Source organism: Morganella sp. GD04133, assembly GCF_029835375.1.
GTDB classification, from domain to species: domain Bacteria; phylum Pseudomonadota; class Gammaproteobacteria; order Enterobacterales; family Enterobacteriaceae; genus Morganella; species Morganella morganii_B.
This window is the reverse complement of sequence record NZ_JAODZS010000049.1, coordinates 1-22,739: the sequence shown is the minus strand read 5'-3', so window position 1 is coordinate 22,739 and position 22,739 is coordinate 1. Positions and strand designations below refer to the sequence as shown.

The 22,739-nt window shown below is 50.7% G+C and carries 19 protein-coding genes; 7 read left to right on the top strand and 12 right to left on the bottom strand.

The features are described 5' to 3' along the window. Together N7387_RS19140 and N7387_RS19135 are read right to left on the bottom strand one after the other, a co-directional pair. Positions 1-822, bottom strand: an 822-nt coding sequence (locus N7387_RS19140; protein ID WP_279800689.1) for a Tar ligand binding domain-containing protein, incomplete at its 3' end; no start/stop codon positions are given. A 440-nt stretch (positions 823-1,262) separates the two neighbouring features. After that, a complete protein-coding gene (locus N7387_RS19135; protein WP_274371292.1) occupies positions 1,263-2,444 on the bottom strand; it encodes a multidrug effflux MFS transporter in 1,182 nt (393 codons plus the stop codon). A gap of 761 nt (positions 2,445-3,205) precedes the next feature. On the opposite strand from N7387_RS19135, the gene N7387_RS19130 reads away from it, so the two are divergent. Beyond that, positions 3,206-3,418 (top strand): helix-turn-helix transcriptional regulator, encoded by a 213-nt coding sequence (locus N7387_RS19130; protein ID WP_262860266.1) that lies wholly within the window; start codon positions 3,206-3,208, stop codon positions 3,416-3,418. Positions 3,419-3,473: 55 nt separating this feature from the next. Next, positions 3,474-3,824 (top strand): helix-turn-helix transcriptional regulator, encoded by a 351-nt coding sequence (locus N7387_RS19125; protein WP_279800688.1) that lies wholly within the window; start codon positions 3,474-3,476, stop codon positions 3,822-3,824. A 35-nt stretch (positions 3,825-3,859) separates the two neighbouring features. Here the strand turns inward: N7387_RS19125 and N7387_RS19120 are convergent, their stop codons facing one another. Continuing rightward, positions 3,860-4,330 (bottom strand): YbaK/EbsC family protein, encoded by a 471-nt coding sequence (locus tag N7387_RS19120; RefSeq protein ID WP_262860268.1) that lies wholly within the window; start codon positions 4,328-4,330, stop codon positions 3,860-3,862. Between the two features lie 176 nt (positions 4,331-4,506). Here N7387_RS19120 and zur point away from each other — a divergent pair, with 176 nt between their 5' ends. Further along, a complete protein-coding gene (gene zur / locus N7387_RS19115; RefSeq protein WP_262860269.1) occupies positions 4,507-5,025 on the top strand; it encodes a zinc uptake transcriptional repressor Zur in 519 nt (172 codons plus the stop codon). A gap of 78 nt (positions 5,026-5,103) precedes the next feature. Here the strand turns inward: zur and lexA are convergent, their stop codons facing one another. Then, positions 5,104-5,718 carry a transcriptional repressor LexA gene (lexA, locus tag N7387_RS19110; protein WP_004238270.1) on the bottom strand — a complete coding sequence of 205 codons (615 nt, stop codon included), beginning with the start codon at positions 5,716-5,718 and terminating at the stop codon, positions 5,104-5,106. Positions 5,719-5,835: 117 nt separating this feature from the next. Further along, positions 5,836-6,207, bottom strand: coding sequence for a diacylglycerol kinase (locus tag N7387_RS19105; protein ID WP_274371283.1), 372 nt, complete (start codon positions 6,205-6,207; stop codon positions 5,836-5,838). Between the two features lie 137 nt (positions 6,208-6,344). Between N7387_RS19105 and plsB the strand changes: the two genes are divergently transcribed. Continuing rightward, complete coding sequence (plsB, locus tag N7387_RS19100) at positions 6,345-8,819, top strand: glycerol-3-phosphate 1-O-acyltransferase PlsB (RefSeq protein WP_262860271.1); 2,475 nt, start codon at positions 6,345-6,347, stop codon at positions 8,817-8,819. Between the two features lie 73 nt (positions 8,820-8,892). On the opposite strand, the gene ubiA is transcribed toward plsB, so the two are convergent. The 3 genes from ubiA to pgi all read right to left on the bottom strand — a co-directional run bounded on the left by ubiA (position 8,893) and on the right by pgi (position 12,095). Further along, positions 8,893-9,747: a 4-hydroxybenzoate octaprenyltransferase gene (gene ubiA, locus N7387_RS19095; RefSeq protein WP_279800690.1), complete on the bottom strand. Its 855-nt coding sequence runs from the start codon at positions 9,745-9,747 to the stop codon at positions 8,893-8,895. A gap of 36 nt (positions 9,748-9,783) precedes the next feature. Beyond that, positions 9,784-10,284, bottom strand: a complete 501-nt coding sequence (gene ubiC / locus N7387_RS19090) for a chorismate lyase (protein WP_262860272.1) — start codon at positions 10,282-10,284, stop codon at positions 9,784-9,786. Between the two features lie 164 nt (positions 10,285-10,448). Then, positions 10,449-12,095 carry a glucose-6-phosphate isomerase gene (gene pgi, locus N7387_RS19085; RefSeq protein WP_279800687.1) on the bottom strand — a complete coding sequence of 549 codons (1,647 nt, stop codon included), beginning with the start codon at positions 12,093-12,095 and terminating at the stop codon, positions 10,449-10,451. A gap of 282 nt (positions 12,096-12,377) precedes the next feature. On the opposite strand from pgi, the gene lysC reads away from it, so the two are divergent. Continuing rightward, entirely contained in the window at positions 12,378-13,745 is a 1,368-nt protein-coding gene (gene lysC / locus N7387_RS19080) for a lysine-sensitive aspartokinase 3 (protein WP_279800686.1), read from the top strand. 89 nt (positions 13,746-13,834) lie between these two features. Here the strand turns inward: lysC and N7387_RS19075 are convergent, their stop codons facing one another. The 3 genes from N7387_RS19075 to metH all read right to left on the bottom strand — a co-directional run bounded on the left by N7387_RS19075 (position 13,835) and on the right by metH (position 18,798). Next, complete coding sequence (locus N7387_RS19075; RefSeq protein WP_025155253.1) at positions 13,835-14,419, bottom strand: hypothetical protein; 585 nt, start codon at positions 14,417-14,419, stop codon at positions 13,835-13,837. Between the two features lie 189 nt (positions 14,420-14,608). Beyond that, entirely contained in the window at positions 14,609-14,812 is a 204-nt protein-coding gene (locus N7387_RS19070; protein WP_279800685.1) for a hypothetical protein, read from the bottom strand. Positions 14,813-15,117: 305 nt separating this feature from the next. Continuing rightward, the gene (metH, locus tag N7387_RS19065) at positions 15,118-18,798 is read right to left on the bottom strand and encodes a methionine synthase (RefSeq protein ID WP_279800684.1); all 3,681 of its coding nucleotides are present in this window, start codon (positions 18,796-18,798) and stop codon (positions 15,118-15,120) included. Positions 18,799-19,112: 314 nt separating this feature from the next. Here metH and edd point away from each other — a divergent pair, with 314 nt between their 5' ends. Continuing rightward, positions 19,113-20,978 carry a phosphogluconate dehydratase gene (gene edd, locus N7387_RS19060; protein WP_279800683.1) on the top strand — a complete coding sequence of 622 codons (1,866 nt, stop codon included), beginning with the start codon at positions 19,113-19,115 and terminating at the stop codon, positions 20,976-20,978. Then, the gene (locus N7387_RS19055) at positions 20,971-21,612 is read left to right on the top strand and encodes a bifunctional 4-hydroxy-2-oxoglutarate aldolase/2-dehydro-3-deoxy-phosphogluconate aldolase (protein ID WP_262883660.1); all 642 of its coding nucleotides are present in this window, start codon (positions 20,971-20,973) and stop codon (positions 21,610-21,612) included. Before edd ends, N7387_RS19055 begins: the two co-directional genes overlap by 8 nt. Before the next feature lie 53 nt (positions 21,613-21,665). On the opposite strand, the gene metA is transcribed toward N7387_RS19055, so the two are convergent. Beyond that, the gene (metA, locus tag N7387_RS19050; protein WP_262864718.1) at positions 21,666-22,595 is read right to left on the bottom strand and encodes a homoserine O-succinyltransferase; all 930 of its coding nucleotides are present in this window, start codon (positions 22,593-22,595) and stop codon (positions 21,666-21,668) included. Positions 22,596-22,739 lie beyond the last annotated feature (144 nt).

Genomic DNA, 22,739 nt, shown 5'->3' with positions numbered 1-22,739 from the left:
ACCGCTGTAAATAGCATTGGCACCATCACGGACATCACCAACGGTACGGGCAAGTTCAATCTGCATATGGCGTAATGTTTCCGCCAATATCATAATTTCATCCCCGCCTCTCACATTAATCGGCCTGCTCAGATCACCTTCAGCAATATGCTGAATTCCGCCGACAATATGGTTCAGAGGTAAAATCAGCATACGCCGGATACCAAGCCATACAACTGAAATAATGATTATCAGGCTGATAAAAATAGCAAGGAGTCCCCATAGGGTATCATTATATTCATCAGAGGCTTTTTGAATGCTGCTGTTATAATAATTATTATAATCATCCTGATATTCGTTGTAATATTTTGCAAGTTCAGCCTGATAATCAGGTATTGGCTGGTTAACAACTTCCGTTAATTTTCTCTCACTTAAATTTCGGGTGGCGGTTAATAACCCTGAACGATATACATCAAATGCTTCTTCAATTTTTTTGAAATTACCGTCATCCTGAAGATTTGTCGGATACGATTTAAATAACTCAAAGTGTTCCTTTGCTTTTTCCAGTGAAGTATCAGCTTTGGAAATAAACTCTAATGCTTCTGCATCCTTATTATAGGATAAAAGCACAAGCGCTGCATACACCGATGTACGTGCGGATATCAGCATATCCCACGACTCATTACCCTCAACTAATTTAGCAGATTCATTGCTGTTCGTAATGACTGTTTTTTTATTGGACTGTGCGTAGTTAAACAGAAAAGCACCGGTTATTAATTGCAATAAAAAAAACAGAAATAAAACAAAGAGTAATCCGTTTGATACCTTTAATCTTTTAAACATATCTGTTACTTTCTCTGGTTTAGAGTGGCATGTGTTAACTGTGCATAATAGCATAATTGATATATCGGGATGTATATTCCAAGGTGAAATCAATCCGCTGATAAGATTGCACATCTGACCGGTAATTAACGTTTCACGGCGGTTTGACTCTGTGTATCCGTAAATCTATTCCATTATTTAAACGCTTTAGTCCTTGTATCTCATCATTCAGAAAAACATCCATGCATACAGCACAGGCATGCCTCTCTTATACCCGGAATGAGATAGAAAATAAAATTAATATCAATGGAGAGATAATTTTCCTGTCTGAGTCAGATAATAATAATTTTCATTATTTTTATGGCAATTTTCTCCGTCAGCATTAAATACAACGTATCCATTTATCAGGAAAAATAAAGGCGGAATATACCATACAGATATGATATCTCCGCCTTTATGCATCACGCCTGCCGTTGTTCCTTTTTACTCACCCGGTACGCATTCCATGCCAGCAGGGCGCCGCACAGCATAGTGACGGCAAGTGCTGTTTTCGGCGGTAAGGGGGATGTGATCGCCACCAGGGTCAGTACTGCGCCGCCCGCCATCTGCATAAAACCGACCAGTGCAGAGGCAACACCGGCATTATCCGAATAAGGTTCCAGCGCATAGCTGGTTGCCGGTCCCATAATAAAGGCCAGACCGGCACAGGCGGCTGCCACCGGCAGCATATAGATCAGCCAGTGGTTCTGTATTTGTACGGAGAGCAGCACCGGGCTCAGTGCCAGCGCAATGCACCCCAGTGCCATCAGTACACCGCCGGAAATCAGGCAAACAGGTCGCCCGGCGCTGCGGATCACCCGGTTGGCGATCATACTGATCCCCATGATCCAAAATCCGTTAGCACCGAACACAACCGAAAACTGTAACGGGCTGAGCGCCGCATCCCCCATCAGTACCACCGGTGCCAGAGAGACATACGTCAATACCATTCCCATCGTCCCGGCATTCACCAGAGAAAAAATTAAAAACCGCTTATTGAACAACACAGAAACAAGGCTCTTCAGCGGGTTTTCTGTATGCCGGGCACTGCTTTCCGGCCGGGTTTCCGGCAGATATTTTGCTGTCAGAATCAGCAGAATACAGGCATACAGTGCCAGAAAACCAAAAGGCACCCGCCAGCCGTAATATTCCGCCATGATACCCCCCAGCAGTGGTGCCAGTGCCGGAACAATATTTAATGTGCCGTTTAAGAAACCGAACGCACGCGCCGCCTCATTGCCGTTAAAGCAATCGCGGACACAGGTAAATGCAACCACAGACGTGCAGCAGACACCCGCCCCCTGAATTAACCGTGATGCAATAAACATCCCCGGGGTAACCGCAAAGGCCGCAGTCAGGGACCCGGCGATATACAGTACCATTCCCGCCATTGCCATCGGTCTGCGGCCAAATTTGTCCACCAGATACCCGGAAATAAGCTGTCCCGCACCTAATACAAGAATAAACAACGAGATAGTTGACTGAATCAACGACTCACTGCTGCCCAGGCCTTTTGCAATTGCCGGAATAGCCGGTAAATAAAGATCAATACCTAATGGCCCTAATAACACAATGACTAACAATAAAAGCAATAAATTCCGCATACCGTTAAATTTCACTCAGCACCTGATGACAGCAGAAAATACACGCAATTATTATTTTTTACAACCATCAATTACAACTAACACTGTGAATTAAAAGAAAAAATAACACTGTATATTTCATTATATAATGAAATTATCATCACCCGGAATTTTATTATTTAATGGCGGTGTGAATAGCCACCAATACTACTTATTTTGTAAGTAAGAAAAACAATACACATCGATTCAAGTCCTGACATATACTACTATCATAATTTATGTATTTTACGGAAACATTGGGATATTTTAGCCTTCTTGTTTTCTCATAACACCATCCTGAAATTTAACAAACTACCTGTCCCCATAATGCGGGACAATAATCACACTGACTGCTTATCTGCGATTTCAGTAAAGCGGGAGACCGTAGTCAAATTACCCATTTTAAACTTAAAATCAGCATCAATATCTTTATATTAGGTATAATCACCACTAAATATCAGAATATTCCGCTTACTCTTCATTCGTGTAAGATGTTAAAAACCGGATATCTTTTGTAACAATATGAAATCGCTGAGGTTATAGTGTTGATACGTAATATTTCCACCTTTATTGTTTCCCGTTTGTTGATTTTTTGTATCTATTACATATTAAAAGGGTATCGATTATACTTTTTAAAGAAACCATTTGAGGAAACAAATACGCCAAGTTAAATTTTTATATTATTATATGACAACCGTTTATCTTCATAATTTATGACAATATATGATAAATATGAGTTGGCAATGTTTATTGGCGGCAGAATAAAATGTCAGCGTCTGAAAAATTGTCTGACAGGCAAAGAGCTTTCAATAAAAATTAATATCTCACAACAGCAGTTATCCCGTTACGAAACGGGAGCGAGCTTAATTCCTCTGGATAAATTATTAATGCTCGCAAACATCCTGAATATTAATGTTAATTATTTTTTTGATGAAATGGGTTGTGCTGAAGAATAAGTTTTAATTTGACAAACATTAATATGTTATTGTTTAACCAGACTGACAGAAGATAATGAGCAATAAAACAGATAATAACCTGAATACCAGCATTAACGAGATGTATAAGATCATCGGCGGACAAATCCGCAAAATGCGCAGGATCACCGGCGTCACATCGACAGAACTGGGCGATTTGATCGGCGTATCACAACAGCAAATCTCCCGCTATGAAATCGGCAGCACAAAAATTTCCCTGGAAATCATTCTGAGAATATCCCAGGTCTTCAGTGTCTCTCCCTACTATTTTATTGAAGACAGCCTGCTTTTTTTTACCCGTCATCATCTTCCTGATGACAATATGTTCACCGGCAGCACCGATGCCGGCGTCAATACGGAACCGGATACCCGCCTGCCGGAATACTGACGTGATACAGCACCGCGGTTGTGGTGCTGTCTGGTTTATACCGGCTGGGTGGTAACATCCAGCCACTGTGCGTTTGTCAGTTCCGCCAGTCGTACAGGTGTCAGCCGGACAGCGGAATTGGCTGACCCCGCCGCCGGTAATACAGTGTCATATTCCCGGAGCGAATGATCCGCATAAACAGCCAGCGGTACCGGCAGCCCGAACGGACAGACTCCCCCGACCGGATGACCGGTAAACTGCACCACTTCCTCTGCATTCAGCATTTTGGCTTTGCAACCGAACTGTGTTTTGAATTTTTTATTATCCAGCCGGGCATCCCCCGCCATCACAATCAGGATTGCACTGTCATCTGTCAGCTTAAAGGAAAGTGTTTTGCAGATTTGGCCGGGGCGGACGCCATGAACATCTGCGGCCTGGCTGACCGTGGCGGTCGGCTGTGTGGTTTCAATAATCGTGACATCCGGGGCATGCGTGCCGAACCAGGCACGAACCGTTTCGATACTCATTCAGGACTCCATTTTATTATCATGTGCTTTTTATGTGTTTGCCCTGACAGCTCACCATAATTTGCCCTGAATTGGCAGCCCTTTTTTGACAAAATAGCACGGATACCGGTTATTCTGCCGGAATTCATGCTAGAGTGAGCTGTTCATATATTTATTGATTAACGGAAGGTGATGTCATGCAACCTGTTGATATTCAGACTTTATTAAAAAAAGCAGAAGCACTGTGTCTGTCCCGCAGTGTACGCATGACGTCTCAGCGAAAATCGATACTGCAACTGATCGCCGATCAGCCCGGTGCCATCAGTGCCTATGAGCTGCTGGATCTGCTTCGTGAAACCGAGCCGCAGGCAAAACCGCCGACCATCTACCGCGGCCTGGAATTCCTGCTGGAGCAAGGATTTATCCACAAAATTGAATCCACCAACAGCTTTGTGATGTGCCCGCATTTTGATAAACCCAGCCATACGTCGGTGCTGTTTATCTGCGATCGCTGCAACAGTGTGACAGAGCGGGATGGTGAGGCAATTGATTCACAAATCAGTCAGCTGGCGGATGCCGCGCAGTTTCATATCCGCCACAGTGTGATTGAGGCACACGGATACTGCCGCCCTTGTTATGATATTGAATCCTGTACCCGCAGAGATAAATGCCGGCATGACCATGAGCATGATGAGCCGCGTAAACGCGGGCGCTGAAAAACAAAAACCACAGTGTCCGTCTCCGGTGTACTGTGGTTTTTAAGCGGATACCCTTTCAGGCGGCTGTCCGGGAAATCAGTGCCAGTCGTTGTTACGGATCACACCCACTGCCAGACCTTCGACAGTAAAGTTCTGTTCCCGTAAATCCACCACGATCGGGCTGAATTCTTCGTTTTCAGCGTGCAGCTCAATCTTGCTGCCCACTTTCTTAAACCGTTTGACCGTCACTTCATCTTCGATACGGGCAACCACTACCTGGCCGTTATGCACGTCCTGGGTTTTATGCACCGCAAGTAAATCACCGTCCATAATGCCGATATCTTTCATTGACATACCGTTTACCCGCAGCAGGAAATCTGCACTCGGTTTAAACAGCATCGGGTCAATCTGATAACGGCTTTCGATATGTTCCTGCGCTAATAAAGGCTCACCCGCCGCCACACGGCCGATTAATGGTAAACCTTCATCCTCTTCTTCTTCCAGAAGCAGACGGATCCCCCGGGACGCCCCGGAGACAATCTCAATGACGCCTTTACGCGCCAGGGCTTTCAGGTGCTCTTCCGCCGCATTCGGAGAGCGAAAACCCAGGCGTGCCGCAATTTCTGCACGCGTCGGTGGCATGCCCGTCTGCGAAATATGGTCACGAACAAGGTCATAGACCTGTTGCTGCCGTGCCGTCAGTGCTTTCATTTCGCCCCCTGTTTGTTTATACAGTCAGACTGTGAGTATATACAGGTATTCCGGGATTGGGAACCATAACATGAGGAAAATACGTGTTGCGCCGCAGGTTTCACAAAAAAGCAGCTGTTAAAGACGCTGGAACCAGCTGATAAACAGCATAATCCAGACAAACAGCCCCAGTAATGTGGCGATAAACACGGCAGCGGACCCCATATCTTTAGCGCGGCCGGACAGCTCGTGGTACTCCGTGCCGATACGATCAACCACCGCCTCAATCGCACTGTTGATAAGCTCAATCACCACCACCAGCACCACCGAACCAATCAGCAGCACCCGCTCAACAGCGGTAAATGAGAAAACAAAGGCGATAATAATGGCCGGGATCAGCGTCAGCAATTCCTGACGGATAGCGGCTTCATTTTTCCATGCCGCAATAAGTCCTTTTTTTGAATAGCCTGCCGCTTTAATTAATCGTTTAAATCCGGTATTTTTCTTCATTTCTGTCACTGTTAGTAATGTGATTACCTGACTGAGCGTTGCCGTTTTCCGCGATTTTATTGCTGCCGCAACACAGATCTGGCTCCGCCTTTCTGGTATGCTGAACGCGAATTGTCAACAAGAGGCTTCATACATTTATGTCACTTTGGCGTAAAATATACTATAACGTATTGAATTTACCTTTAAAACTATTGGTAAAAAGCAAGCCGATCCCGACGGATCCGGTCAGTGAGCTGGGGCTGGATACACAACGTCCGACACTCTATGTTCTTCCTTATCACTCTAAGGCGGACCTGCTGACACTGCGTCGTCAGTGTCTTGCACAGGGCATGCCGGATCCGCTGGAAGATAATGTTATCGGTAATACCACATTACCGGGCTATGTCTTTATTGATGACGGCCCGCGTGTATTCCGTTATTACTCCCTGAATCCGCGTAAAGATTCCGTCCATATTTTCCACGCCTATCTGGATCTGCACCGTAATAATCCGGCACTGGATATTCAGATGCTGCCGGTCTCTGTGATGTTTGGTCGTTCACCGGGCCGCGAAGGGCACCACGGTGTGCCGCATCTGCGTCTGTTAAACGGGATCCAGAAATTTTTCGCCGTACTCTGGCTGGGACGCGACAGTTTTGTCCGCTTCTCACAGCCGGTGTCGATGGGCGCAATGGCTTCTGAACACGGCACCGACACTATTATCGCCAATAAACTGGCCCGTGTCGCCCGTATTCACTTCTCCCGTCAGCGTCTGGCCGCTATCGGTCCGAAGCTGCCGGTGCGTCAGGAGCTGTTCAATAAGCTGCTGAAGTCCAAAGCGATTGAAAAAGCCGTTGAGGATGAAGCGAAGGCCAAAAAAATCACCATTGAAAAAGCGCGGCAAAATGCGGTTTCCATGATGAACGAAGTGGCTGCTAACTTCACCTATGACGCCCTGCGCGTGGCTGATCGTGTCCTCGGCTGGACGTGGAACCGCCTGTATCAGGGGCTGAATGTCCATAATGCGGAACGGGTGCGCCAGCTGGCACAGGACGGTCACGAGATAGTGTATGTTCCCTGCCACCGCAGCCACATGGATTATCTGCTGCTCTCCTATGTGCTCTATCATCAGGGGCTGGTGCCGCCGCATATCGCGGCCGGGATTAACCTCAACTTCTGGCCGGCGGGGCCGATTTTCCGCCGCCTCGGTGCGTTCTTTATCCGCCGCAGCTTCAAGGGCAATAAACTCTACTCCACGGTTTTCCGTGAATATCTGAGTGAACTGTTCTCCCGCGGTTATTCCATCGAATACTTTGTCGAGGGCGGTCGTTCCCGTACCGGGCGTCTGCTGGAGCCGAAAACCGGCACACTGTCGATGACGCTTCAGGCCATGCTGCGCGGAGACTCACGGCCTATCACCCTGGTGCCAGTCTATATCGGGTATGAGCATGTGATGGAAGTAGGCACATACGCCAAAGAACTGCGCGGTGCCACCAAACAGAAAGAAGGTTTTATCCAGATGGTGCGCGGCCTGCGCAAACTGCGTAACCTCGGTCAGGGCTATGTGAACTTCGGACAGCCGATCCCGTTGTCACAATACCTGACAAAACAGGTGCCGGAATGGCGTGACGCAATCGACCCGGTCGAGCCGCAGCGTCCGTCCTGGCTGACACCGACCGCCACCTCTCTGGCTGATAACATCATGGTGAGCATCAATAATGCTGCTGCCGCCAACGCTATCAACCTGTGTACCACGGCTCTGCTGGCTTCCCGCCAGCGCGCGCTGACCCGCGAACAGCTGATCGAACAGCTCGACTGCTATCTCCAGCTGCTGCGCAATGTGCCGTACTCTCCGGACAGCACCACCCCGGCGAAAAGTGCGGAAGAACTGCTGGAACATGCTCTGCAGATGAATAAGTTCGAGGTTGAAAAAGACAGCCTCGGGGATATCATCATTCTGCCGCGTGAGAATGCGGTACTGATGACCTACTACCGGAATAACATTCTGCATATGCTGGTACTGCCGTCTCTGGTGACCAGTATCCTGATCCATCACCGCCGTGTCAGTACCGATACGCTGCGTGAACATGTCGGGATGATCTATCCGCTGCTGAAAGCCGAGCTGTTTATGCGTTACAGTCAGGAAGAGCTGCCGGCGATCCTCGATACCATCATTGATGAACTGTGCCGCCAGCAATTAATCTGCCGCCGTGATGATAATATGCTGGTGATTAACCCGGCCCGTATCCGTCCGTTACAACTGCTGGCTGCCGGGATCCGCGAGACATTACAGCGTTATGCGATCACCCTGTCGCTGCTGAATGCCACCCCGGAAATCAGCCGTTCCGCACTGGAAAAAGAGAGCCGGATGCTGGCACAGCGTCTGTCGGTTCTGCACGGCATCAACGCACCGGAATTCTTCGACAAAGCCGTGTTTGCCACGCTGGTCGGCACGCTGCGTGAAGAAGGCTATATCAATGACAATGATGATGTGATTGAGGCTAATGCCGGTGAGTTCTACAACGTGCTGGCAGAACTGATGTCCCCGGAAATCCGCCTGACTATCGAAAGTGTCAGCCTGGAGCCGGAAGAATCCATACCGGCGGAAAGTGATGACAGTAATCCGGCTGACTGACAGCGGTCAGTACTGAGGACAAAAAAAGGAGACCGGGTGACCGGTCTCCTTTTTTATTGCCGGTTATCCGGATTTACAGATAACTGACCAGCATGCCGAGAAACAGAATAAACCCGACATAGTTATTATTCATAAAGGCCTGAAAACACGGGTCGCGTTCGCGGTCAGCCATCAGGCGCTGCTGATAGACAAATAACGCGCCGGCCAGCAGCAGGGACCAGTAGAAGATACCGGACAGATTAACCATCAACCCTATCAATAACAGCATCAGAATCATCACCAGCTGCAATATGCCGATAATCATCTTATCAAAGCGCCCGAACAGGATAGCCGTGGATTTCACGCCGATTTTCAGGTCGTCGTTGCGATCCACCATCGCGTACTGAGTGTCATACACCACAGACCAGACAATATTGACCGCAAACAGCAGCCAGCACTCTGCCGGCAGCGATTCACTGACCGCCGCAAATGCCATCGGAATCGACCAGCCGAAGGCCGCGCCAAGCACCACCTGCGGCAGATGGCTGACCCGCTTCACAAACGGATACACCCAGGCCAGCGCCAGCCCGGCGACTGACAGCCAGATGGTCATGGTATTGAGCGTCAGCACCAGCCCGAATGATACCAGCACCAGTACCGCAAACAGAATTTTGGCTTCTTTTTCCGTGACATCACCGCGCGGCAGCGGGCGGTTCTTGGTGCGCTCCACCGAGCCGTCAAATTTCCGGTCAGCAAAATCATTAATCACACACCCGGCGGCGCGCATACTGAACACACCAATGGTAAAGATAATCAGAATATGCCAGTCCGGGACGCCCCGGGCCGCTATCCATAACGCCCAGTAGGTCGGCCAGAGCAGTAACAGTGAGCCAATCGGGCGGTCTGTCCGCATCAGACGGCTGTATGCCTGCCACTTGCTGCGTACCATGCTTCGTTCCACGTTATTCTTCTCCGAGATATTCACTTATGCGGGGTATGCCGGAGAGGCCGGCAGAAAAACTTCAGTCAGCAGCAGTGGTTTACCCGCCAGGCACAGCCGCGAACAGCGGGCCCAGTGCGTTTCTGACAGCCCGAAGCGGATATAATCCCGCGTCAGACAACCGCTGGTAAAGAGATAGCGCCCGAGTGGCACATTTCCCATTTTCAGTAACTGCTGCTCTTCCCCTGTCAGCGTCTCCTCCGGCACCACTGTCCGGCCGGTAAGCCAGGGAACCCCGTCACCATATAACACCACCTCCCGTAACCAGTAGCGGCTACTGCCGGGCAGATGCATCTGCTCTTCTTCAGTCAGCGCTTCACGGGAGATATATTTTTCACAATACGGTTTTACCGTCACTTCATTGCAATGCTGTTCAAAGCGCCGCGTCATTGACCCTAATTCTGATAACCAGTCCAGCACCCCGGCAGGGATCGTTTCCGCATTATCAAACCAGCGGATAGGCGGTGTTATCACTGTTTGTGTCATGAATATATCCGGTTATCAGGAGCATAATAGGCGTTCTGATACACTTTAACAAAACCCGGCAGGAAATGAGCGCGTTACTGAAAATTTTTTGCTAAAAATAAAGCCGCGCTGCGCAATGCAGGGCGGCTTTGTTTATAAAATGCGCGGTTAAAGCGAAATCAGCACTAACGCCAGTTTTTAAACCGGTTAATCAGGCCGTTGGTTGAGCTGTCGTGGCTTTCAACCGGCTTGTCATCCTCCAGTTCCGGCAGAATCCGGTTTGCCAGCTGTTTGCCCAGTTCGACGCCCCACTGATCAAACGTATAGATATTCATAATCACGCCCTGAACAAAAATCTTATGCTCATACATCGCAATCAGTGCCCCGAGGCTGAACGGAGTAATGGATTTCAGCAGGATGGAGTTCGTCGGACGGTTACCCTCAAAAACTTTAAACGGTGCGACATAATCCATTTCTGCCGGATTTTTGCCCTGTGCGGCAAATTCCGCATCCACCTGTTCGCGGGTTTTACCAAAGGCCAGTGCTTCGGTCTGGGCGAAGAAATTCGACAGCAGTTTGCTGTGGTGATCTCCCAGCGGATTATGGCTTTGTGCCGGTGCGATAAAATCACACGGGATCAGTTTGGTGCCCTGATGGATCAGCTGATAAAACGCATGCTGCCCGTTGGTGCCCGGCTCGCCCCAGATAACCGGCCCGGTCTGATGAGAAACCACCTTACCGTTACGATCCACATATTTCCCGTTGGACTCCATATTCCCCTGCTGGAAATAGGCTGCAAAGCGGTGCATATACTGATCATACGGCAGAATCGCCTCGGTTTCCGCACCGAAGAAATTGTTATACCACAGACCAATCAGCGCCAGCAGCACCGGGATATTCTGTGAGAATTCAGTTTCGGTGAAATGCTTATCCATGGCATACGCACCATCAAGCAACTGCGTGAAGTTGTCATAACCGACAGAGAGCACAATAGACAAGCCAATGGCTGACCACAGGGAATAACGTCCGCCGACCCAGTCCCAGAACTCAAACATATTGGCGGTATCAATACCAAACTCAGCTACCGCATCCGCATTGGTGGACAGCGCCGCAAAATGTTTCGCCACCTGCGCCGGGTCTTCAGCGGCAGCCAGGAACCAGTCACGTGCGGAGTGAGCGTTGGTCATGGTTTCCTGGGTGGTAAAGGTTTTGGAGGCGATCAGAAACAGTGTGGTTTCCGGATTCAGCTCTTTCAGGGTTTCAGCGATATGGGTGCCGTCAACATTAGAGACAAAATGCATGCCCAGATGATTTTTATACGGGCGCAGTGCTTCTGTCACCATATAAGGGCCGAGATCAGAGCCGCCGATACCGATATTCACCACATCGGTAATCGGCTTGCCGGTATAACCTTTCCACTCCCCGCTGATGATCCGCTCACTGAACACACGCATTTTTTCCAGTACCGCACGAACCTCAGGCATCACATCCTGCCCGTCAGTCATCACCGGCGTGTTATCACGATGGCGCAGCGCGGTGTGCAGAACAGCACGGTTTTCTGTCCGGTTGATCTTCTCACCGGAAAACATACTGCGGACAGCCCCACGCACATCACACTCTTCCGCCAGTGCCAGCAGCTTATCGAGGGTTTCCTGTGTGATACGGTTCTTGGAATAATCCACCAGCATGTCTTCACCGAACGTGGCAGAAAAACGGCTGAACCGGTCGTTATCCTGCGCAAATAAGTCACGGAGATGCACAGTCTTCATTGTGTTGTAATGCTGTTCCAGCGCCTTCCAGGCCGCAGTATCAGTGGGGTTAATATTTTTCATTGCAGCTCTCTTTTTCATTGAAAACCAAAACTGAATCGTGTCAACAAAGTGTACTCTGTCCTGACGATAAAGGTGTTATGCATCTGTCATTCCGTGATATTGCTCAAAAAACCGAAACAAAACCAGCACCGGAGCGGAATATCGCAAAAAACGATAATTTGCCTGTCATTATGAAAGATATTGATTATCCGTTAATCAATATTGACTCATTCCGGCAATCCCTATAATTCTATCAGTGTAACACAGCTCACATTTTTCACTTTACGGGATAAGGAATTCATTATGGCGTCAGCATCTTCCGCGCCTGCTCAGCAGGTTATTGCAAAATTCGGTGGTACCAGTGTGGCAAATTACGACGCCATGCAGAAAAGTGCCGGGGTTGTGCTGCAAACCCCCGGTGTGGCACTGGTGGTGTTATCCGCCTCCGCCGGGATCACCAATGCATTAATCGAATTAGCTCAGGGATGCCCGCGCGCACAACGTGAAAAATGTCTGAAACAGATTCGTGACACACAATATGAAATTCTGTCCCGTCTGCCGGAAAACGCAGCGGTACACAATGAGATTGACCGTCTGCTGGGCAATATCACCACCTTGTCGGATGCCGCAGCACTGGCAACCTCCAGCGCCCTGGTGGATGAAATTGTCAGTCATGGTGAGATTATGTCGACGCTGCTGTTTACCGAAGTACTGCGGGAACAGGGAGCACAGGCGCAATGGTTTGATGTCCGTGAGGTCATGCAGACAGATGACAGTTTCGGCCGGGCAGAGCCGGATACCGTGGTGCTGCGCACGCGCTGTGATCAGCTGCTTGCCCCGCGTCTGTCACAGGGTACGGTGATCACCCAGGGATTTATCGGCCGCGAAGCCGCAGGACGCACCACCACACTCGGACGCGGCGGCAGTGATTACACGGCGGCATTGCTGGCGGAGGCACTCGGCTGTCAGCGTGTCGATATCTGGACAGATGTGCCGGGGATCTACACCACAGACCCGCGCATTGTGCCGGATGCCTATCCGATTGATCATATTACCTTTGATGAAGCGGCAGAAATGGCAAACTTCGGGGCAAAAATCCTGCATCCGGCCACTTTGCTGCCTGCCGTGCGCAGCGGGATCCCGGTGTTTGTCGGCTCCAGCAAAGAGAGCGGCGCGGGCGGCACACTGGTGTGCGACAATGATCCGAATCCGCCGCTGTTCCGCGCCCTGACATTACGCCGCCAGCAAACCCTGCTGACGCTGCACAGCCTGAAAATGCTGCATGCGCGCGGCTTTCTGGCGGAAATCTTCACTATTCTTTCCCGCCATAATATTTCCGTGGATGTGATTACCACGTCAGAAGTCAGCATTGCCCTGACACTGGATACCGTCGGCTCAACACACACTAACGGAACATTGCTCAGTGATGAGCTGACCGCTGAGTTATCAGCCCTGTGCCGTATTGAAGTGGAGCAGGATCTGGCGCTGGTCGCGGTTATCGGTAATGAACTGACCCGGGCACACGGGCTGGGTAAAACCATTTTCAGCGCCCTTGAGCCGTTTAATATCCGCATGATCAGTTATGGTGCAAGCGGACACAACATGTGCCTGCTGGTGCCGGGCAATGATGCCGAAGATATCATTCGCGCCCTTCACCGCGATCTGTTCTGATTATTCAGATAAAAAAACGCCTGATGCGGTCAGCATCAGGCGATCAATTCACATCAGGTGTTATCTTTGCATAAAAAACGACTGAATCATCAGCAAACCTGATAACCGCCATGTTCTGCCGCGAATAAATTAAACTCACGCCAGCCTCTCAGGGCATATTCCAGTGTTTTGTGGCTGATTTTGCACAGTGATGCGATGTTACTGACCACCATATTGTTATCTTCCAGCATGTGATCTGTCAGAACACCGGCAATAAGCAGGCATTCTTCCGGCATGATCCGCCAGGCATCCTGTGTGGCAAATTTATGGACAGGCACATACCCTTCCTTCGGGCTGCGCCGGCTCAGCAGCGCCAGTTCGTCGGCTCTCGCCTGTTTAAAGGCCGCGATTTCATCCTGTGACGGTACCGGTTCCGGCAGCTGCTGCTGATATAAGAAGTGATAAACCTCTGACGCACGGGCGGGTGTCAGCTCGCTTTTCAGCCAGATACGGTTAAAGCAGTCATCGTCCAGCACATCATCGGTATCCAGGATATCCGAGATCTGCATGATATTCAGTGCAGCGTTGAGGATACTTTCATCCAATTCATAATAATGGGGCTGATCTGCTTTCGGCAGCGAATACGCGGGCAGGCACCCGGCAGGTAAAGCGTCCTGAATATAGAAACGGTACATTGTCTCATCACTCCCTTTTATGGCTGAATCTGATATGCCCGGTCACGGCTGTTGCAGCCATAGTACGGGATAATTGCTTATCTATAAATGGGGATGAAAAAAACAATGACAAGAGCAGGCTGTCACATTGCGTGATGATTGCGAAGGAAGGAGAAAGGATCCCGGCCGGTTATCCTGTTTTACTTCAGATTATGGTGTGGTGTCCGGTACTGCAAATACAGGAAGTGTCGCCTCACAACTCACCGGAACAGTGACATCCAAAACGGCATTGACTTTCTTCTCGGGTAACTGTTTGTCAGAGTCGATACAATAAAACGCCACCGTTTTTTTCACACTTTTTGACGGGTGACACAATGCAGGGCAGGCAGGTAACGGCCGCCAGCTGAAACACATACGATCTTCCCCCCCCCTCCGCTTTGACCTTGTAGATCATCGCACAGGGTAAATCAGTCTCAGCCCGGCAGTTACCGGTAAATACGCTGCATAAGACAAAAGTGGCGGATATCATTAACGGCCTGAAAACGGGAAGTGTCATACCACCTCCCCGGTCCTGCCGTCAGCGATAATAAATACTGAGCTCATACGATTCTCCTTCTGTTCTGATAATGTCATACGGTGATACTGCATGACTCACTATACGCAGAACAGTACCCGGCAGTTAATGCAAACCGGGACAGGAGACTGACACACGGTAATACTCAGTCTTCCGGATCATACCCCAGGTTCGGGGCCAGCCAGCGCTCAAGCTCTTTCACCGGCATACCTTTTCGGGTGGCATAATCCTCAATCTGATCCCGCTGAATCTGCGCCACCGCAAAATAGCGGCTTTGCGGATGACTGAAATACCAGCCGGATACCGATGCCCCCGGCCACATAGCGTAAGATTCCGTCAGACGCATACCGGTATGGCTTTCAACATCCAGCAGTTCCCAGATTTTGCTTTTCTCCGTATGCTCCGGACAGGCCGGATAGCCGGGTGCGGGGCGGATCCCCTGGTAGTTTTCCCGGATCAGCGAGTCATTATCCAGGTTTTCATCCGGGCTGTAGCCCCAGACGGTTTTACGCACCTGCTCATGCAGATACTCCGCAAACCCTTCCGCCAACCGGTCAGCGAGGGCTTTCACCATGATTTTATTGTAATCATCGTGTGCCGCATCAAACTGAGCTGCCAGAGTATCTTCCTCAAGCCCGCCGGTGACGGCAAATGCCCCGAGGTAATCCGGAATACCCGGCGGCGCGACAAAATCCGCCAGGCAGGCATTCGGAAAATTATCTTTTTTCTGTGTCTGCTGGCGCAGATGACAGCTGTATAACAGAATTTCTTCGCGGGATTCATCACGGTAAACCGCGATATCATCACCGATCCGGTTAGCCGGGAAGATCCCCGCCACGCCACGCGGTGTCAGTGTGCCGGTTCTGTCCAGCTCATCCAGCATCGCGTTTGCCTCTTTAAACAGGCGGCGGGCTTCTTCACCGACGACATCATCTTCCAGAATACGCGGGTATTTTCCGGCCAGCGACCAGGTCATAAAGAAAGGTGTCCAGTCAATATAACGGCGCAGCACCGAAATCGGTGCAGTGACAGTTTTCACCCCGGTAAATGCCGGGCGCGGCGGCGTATAATTATCCCAATCCGCCGCAAACGCATTTGCCCGCGCCAGTGCGAGTGTCACCGGTGCTGAGCGCGGCTGACGGCGGGCATACTGATCGCGGACAACCTCATATTCTTTGCGGGTGCGGGCAACAAATTCATCCCGTTGTTTATCGGACAATAGTGCCGCCACGACCCCGACCGTCCGCGAGGCATTCTGTACATAGGTCACCGGGCCGCTGTAATTCGGCTCAATTTTCACTGCCGTATGGGCTTTGGATGTGGTGGCACCGCCGATCAGCAGCGGCAGGGAAAACCCCTGACGCTCCATCTCTTTCGCCACATGCACCATTTCATCCAGTGACGGCGTGATAAGCCCGGACAGCCCGATAATATCCACTTTTTCCTCAATGGCTGTGCGGAGAATTGTTTCACAGGGCACCATCACCCCGAGATCAATAATTTCGTAGTTATTACACTGCAATACCACACCGACAATATTCTTGCCGATATCATGCACATCACCTTTGACTGTCGCCAGCAGAACTTTCCCGGCACTGGAGCCGCTGGTTTTCGCTGCCTGAATATAAGGTTCCAGATAGGCCACCGCCTGTTTCATCACCCGGGCGGATTTCACCACCTGCGGCAGAAACATTTTGCCTTCACTGAACAAATCGCCGACCACATTCATGCCATTCATCAGCGGACCTTCGATCACTTCAATCGGACTGTCAGCCCGCAGACGGGCGGCTTCGGTATCCTCAACAATAAATTCGGTGATCCCTTTCACCAGCGCGTATTCAAGGCGTTTTTCCACATCCCACCCGCGCCATTCCGCGAGCTGCGGCTGATCATTTTCCCCTTTGCTGCCGCGATATTCTTCTGCCAGCGCCAGCAGCCGGTCTGTGGCATCCTCGCGGCGGTTCAGAATCACATCTTCCACCGCATCACGCAGTGCAGATGGTAAATCATCATAAATAGCCAGTTGCCCGGCATTCACAATTCCCATGTCCATGCCGTTACGGATGGCGTAATAAAGGAAAACGGCGTGAATCGCTTCCCGTACCGGATCATTACCGCGGAACGAGAAAGAGACGTTGGAGACCCCGCCGGAGATCAGCGCATGGGGCAGTGTCGCTTTGATATCCCTACAGGCTTCAATAAAATCAACCGCATAGTTGTTATGCTCAGGAATGCCGGTTGCCACCGCAAAAATATTCGGGTCAAAAATAATATCTTCCGGCGGGAATCCCACCTGTTCGGTCAGAATGCGGTAAGCCCGCTGACAGATTTCTGTCTTACGCTGCCGGGTATCCGCCTGACCGGTTTCATCAAAGGCCATCACAATCACGGCAGCGCCGTAACGCAGCACTTTTTTGGCATGATCGATAAAGGCTTCTTCTCCCTCTTTCAGGGAAATCGAGTTCACAATGCCTTTGCCCTGGATACATTTCAGCCCGGCCTCTATCACCTCCCATTTTGAAGAGTCAATCATAATCGGCACACGGGCGATATCCGGCTCACCGGAAATCATATTCAGGAAACGCACCATGGCAGCCTGTGAATCCAGCATGCCCTCATCCATGTTGATATCAATGATCTGGGCACCGTTCTCCACCTGATTACGGGCCACATCCAGTGCTTCCTGATAATTACCTTCTTTAATCAGCCGCTTAAACCGTGCAGAGCCGGTAATATTGGTTCGCTCCCCCACGTTGACGAACAGGGAGTTTTCGTCGATAGTCAGCGGCTCCAGCCCCGCAAGACGGCAGGCCACAGGGCGATCAGGAATAACTCGCGGCGGAATATCCGCTACCGCCTGTGCGATTGCACGGATATGGTCAGGCGTAGTGCCGCAGCAGCCACCGACAATATTCAGCAGACCAGACTGTGCCCACTCACTGATATAACCCGCCATATTGGCGGCACCCAGGTCATAACCCCCGAACGCATTCGGCAGACCGGCATTCGGGTGAGTACTGACATAGCAATCCGCGATACGGGACAGCTCCGCCACATACTGGCGCAGTTCAGCAGGCCCCAGCGCACAGTTAAGCCCGAAAGAGATAGGACGGATGTGGCGCATGGAGTTATAAAAGGCTTCCGTTGTCTGACCGGTCAGTGTCCGGCCGGAGGCATCCGTGATGGTACCGGAAAGCATGACCGGCAATTTAATCCCCAGTGCCTCAAACTCGGTTTCAACGGCATAGATCGCCGCCTTGGCATTCAGGGTATCGAAGATAGTTTCGATCATAATGATGTCAGCGCCGCCGCGGACCAGTGCCCGCACAGAGCTGCGGTAAGCCCCGACCAGTGCGTCATAGGAGACATTGCGGTAAGCCGGATCATTCACATCGGGAGAGATGGATGCCGTCCGGTTAGTCGGCCCCAGAATGCCGGCCACATAGCGGGGTTTTTCCGGTGTTTTGCGTGTCCACTCATCGGCACATTCCCGCGCCAGTTTTGCTGCGGCCTCATTGATTTCATCAGACAGTGATTCCATCTGATAATCCGCCATGGAAATAACCGTGGAGTTAAAGCTGTTGGTTTCAATAATATCCGCACCGGCTTCCAGATAAGCATGGTGAATTTCACGGATAATATCCGGCTGTGTAATGGATAACAGATCGTTATTTCCCTTCAGATCGACCGGCCAGTCAGCGAAACGCTCACCGCGGTATTCCTTTTCGTTCAGTGCATAGCGCTGGATCATTGTTCCCATCGCACCATCAAGAATCAGGATCCGTTGATTAAGCGCTTTTTTTAATACACTGATTTTATTATCCATTTATCTGACTCCGCTCTGCAATGCCCGTTTGAATAGCCGTCTGAACGTCTATACTACCACAACTTTCCCTGAGTGCATTAAAGCGCAACCTGAGCGTTTTTCATGTTGATGTGATCCGCACTGGTACTCAACCCTCTTTTTCTGATTATTCGATCCGCGCCGAAAGCTTTCTCGTTTCAGCTAAATTTGAGGTGGATCATATTCAGGAAAGAGAATTGCTCATAAAAGTTGCAATCCGTTGCTGATCTGTGCCAATGTTACCGGTAACAAATGAGTTTATGATACTGCAACAGGCAGATAATCAGCACGGAGCTATGACTATGACACATTCTGCGTACCCGCCGGTTCATCCGCAACTTTCAGACATTACCGCCCGTATTACGACGCGTTCCCGTGTATCCCGTGCCCGGTATCTGGAAAAAATCAGCGCCGCACGCAGTAAAACCGTCCATCGTGCTCAGCTGGCCTGCGGTAACCTGGCTCACGGTTTTGCCGCCTGCCAGCCGGATGAGAAACAACAGTTACGCAATATGGCGCATAACGATATTGCGATTATTACGGCTTACAATGACATACTGTCGGCACATAAGCCGTATGAATTTTATCCGGAACAAATCAAAGCGGCACTGCACAGCGTGGGGGCCATCGGCCAGGTTGCCGGCGGCGTTCCCGCCATGTGTGACGGCGTGACCCAGGGGCAGGATGGTATGGAGTTATCCCTGCTGAGCCGTGATGTGATTGCAATGTCTGCCGCTGTCGGGCTTTCCCACAATATGTTTGATGGCGCACTTTACCTCGGGATCTGCGATAAAATCGTCCCGGGGATGATGATGGCGGCACTCTCTTTCGGGCATCTGCCATCCGTATTTATTCCGGCGGGGCCGATGACCAGCGGTCTGCCGAATAAAGAAAAAGTGCATGTCCGTCAGTTATTTGCTGAAGGGAAAGTTGATCGCCGGGCGCTGCTGGATGCAGAAGCGGCCTCTTATCATTCCGCCGGAACCTGTACTTTTTACGGTACCGCCAATTCCAATCAGATGGTCATGGAAATCATGGGCTTACATCTGCCCGGCGCGTCCTTTATTCATCCTGATACCCCGCTGCGCACCGCACTGACAGATGCCGCGGCCCGCCAGGTTGTCCGCTTTACCGAAAACAGCGGCAATTATCTGCCGATCGGGCAACTGGTGAATGAAAAAGTCATCGTTAACGGTATCGTTGGTTTGCTGGCAACCGGCGGCTCCACCAATCTCACTATGCACCTTATCGCGATGGCCGCTGCGGCCGGGATCATCATCAACTGGGATGATTTTTCTGAGCTGTCGGACATTATCCCGCTGCTCAGCCGGATCTACCCGAATGGCCCGGCAGATATCAACCAGTTCCATGCCGCAGGCGGGTTACAGCTGATTATCCGTGAGCTGCTCAGCCTGGGACTGCTGCATGAAGATGTGCATACGGTCGCCGGTTTCGGCTTATCCCGTTATACACAGGAGCCGTGGCTGGATAACGGTGAACTGAAATGGCGGGAGGGCGCACTCAGCACGCTTGATGACAGTGTGATTGCATCCGGAAATACACCGTTTTCGTCTCACGGCGGTACCAAAGTGCTGACCGGAAATCTCGGACGTGCGGTGATGAAAACCTCGGCAGTGCCTGCCGATAACCAGATTATTGAAGCCCCGGCCATCGTGTTTAACAGCCAGCATGATATTGTGCCCGCGTTTGAGGCCGGAAAACTGAACAAAGATTGTGTTGTGGTAGTCCGTTTCCAGGGGCCGCAGGCCAACGGAATGCCGGAACTGCACAAACTGATGCCGCCGCTGGGCGTGCTGATGGATAAAGGTTACCGGGTGGCTCTGGTAACAGACGGGCGTTTGTCAGGCGCATCCGGCAAAGTGCCTTCCGCTATTCACGTTACCCCGGAAGCGTATACCGGCGGGCTGCTGACCAAAGTCCGTGACGGCGATATGATCCGAGTGAACGGGCAGACCGGTGAGCTGACACTGCTTGTTGATGAGGCGGTTCTGGCAGCACGTGAAAGTGTCATCCCTGACCTCAGCGCAGAGCGTGACGGCTCCGGTCGTGAATTATTCAGTGCATTACGCACGCAACTCTCAGGTGCGGAAGAAGGCGCCTGCTGTATTCGTTTTTATAAAAGTGAGAATGACGATGAATGATCAGATGTTAAGTGCGCAATCCGTTTTAAATGCAGGACCGGTTGTGCCTGTCATTGTTATCCGTGAACTGCATCAGGCAGTACCGCTGGCCCGTGCGCTGGTCGCGGGCGGGATCCGTGTTCTGGAAGTCACGCTGCGTACAGCGTGTGCCATTGAGGCTATCCGAGCCATTGCGGAAGAAGTGCCGGAGGCGATCGTCGGTGCAGGTACTGTGATTAATCCGGAGCAACTGAAAGCCGTCACTGACGCCGGTGCGCAGTTTGCTATCAGCCCCGGTCTGACAGAATCTCTGTTACAGGCAGCCGATCAGGGATCTATTCCGCTGATCCCGGGGATCGCCACCGTTTCTGAACTGATGGCGGGAATGGCTTACGGCCTGAAAAACTTTAAGTTTTTCCCGGCAGAAGCAAACGGCGGAGTGAAAGCGCTGAAAGCGATTTCCGGTCCTTTCCCGGATATCCGTTTCTGCCCGACCGGCGGGATCTCTCTGAATAATTACCGGGATTACCTTGCTCTGAGCAGTGTGGCCTGTGTCGGCGGTTCATGGCTGGTGCCGGAAGATGCACTGCGTAACGGAGATTATGATCGTATTACCGCACTGGCGGCACAAGCCGTTGCCGGTGCCGCTGCATAAAGACATCGTAAATTAAGTCTGCCTTTTGCCACCGTTCGCGGTGGCTTTTTTTATCAGTCTGCTGTCGGATTCATCACACTCAGATCGAACGGTGTTATCTGATAAACACAATAATTCAGCCAGTTAGCATAAAGCAGATGGCCGTGTCCGCGCCAGCTGGATACCGGTGTTTTCGACGGGTCATTATCCGGAAAATAGTTCACCGGGATAGCAGGCTTCAGCCCCGCATCCGCATCACGCTGATATTCCCCTGCCAAAGTATCGGCATCATACTCTGCATGCCCGGTGACATAGACCTGGCGCTTGTCTTTACTGGCAAACAGATAGGCTCCGGCTTCTTCAGAGGCAGCCAGGATATCGAGATCGGTATTTTCGCGGATCATCGCTTCAGGGAATGCCGCATAGCGGGAGTGAGGTGCGGAAAACTGCCCGTCAAATCCCCTGGTCAGCAATGCATGCGGCATCAGGGTAGTGTGGGTATACACTCCGGAGATCTTTTCCGGCAGTGTTTGTTTCGGGATATTGTAAAGCGTGTTCAGCCCCGCCTGTACTGCCCAGCAGACAAAGAGGGTTGATGTGACATGGGTCTGCGACCAGCGGATAATCTCATCCAGTTCCGGCCAGTAATCCACATCCTGAAATTCAACCAGACCGAGTGGCGCACCGGTGATCACCAGACCATCAAAATTCTGTGCTTTTATATCGTCAAAGTCACAATAAAAAGCATCCAGATGCGCTTTGGGTGTGTTCTTTGATTCATGATGACTGATACGCAATAACTGAATATCAACCTGAAGCGGTGTATTGGAGAGCAGGCGCAAAAATTGCAGTTCTGTTTCAATCTTCTTGGGCATCAGATTTAAAAACAGCACTTTCAGCGGCCGTATATCCTGAAATTGTGCCCGTGATGATGTCATCACAAAGATATTTTCATCACGCAGATCGGTAACAGCAGGAAGTTCATCAGGGATACGGATTGGCATAGCGGCGGGCTCTCCTTGTTATTTTAGACATCCGGACATCCAAAATTAACGAAAAAGAGAGGTTCTGTCGAGGGAAAAACGGCAAGGTGAATTTATTTCATACAAAAAACAAAACCCCGATAGTTTCCTATCGGGGTTAATGTT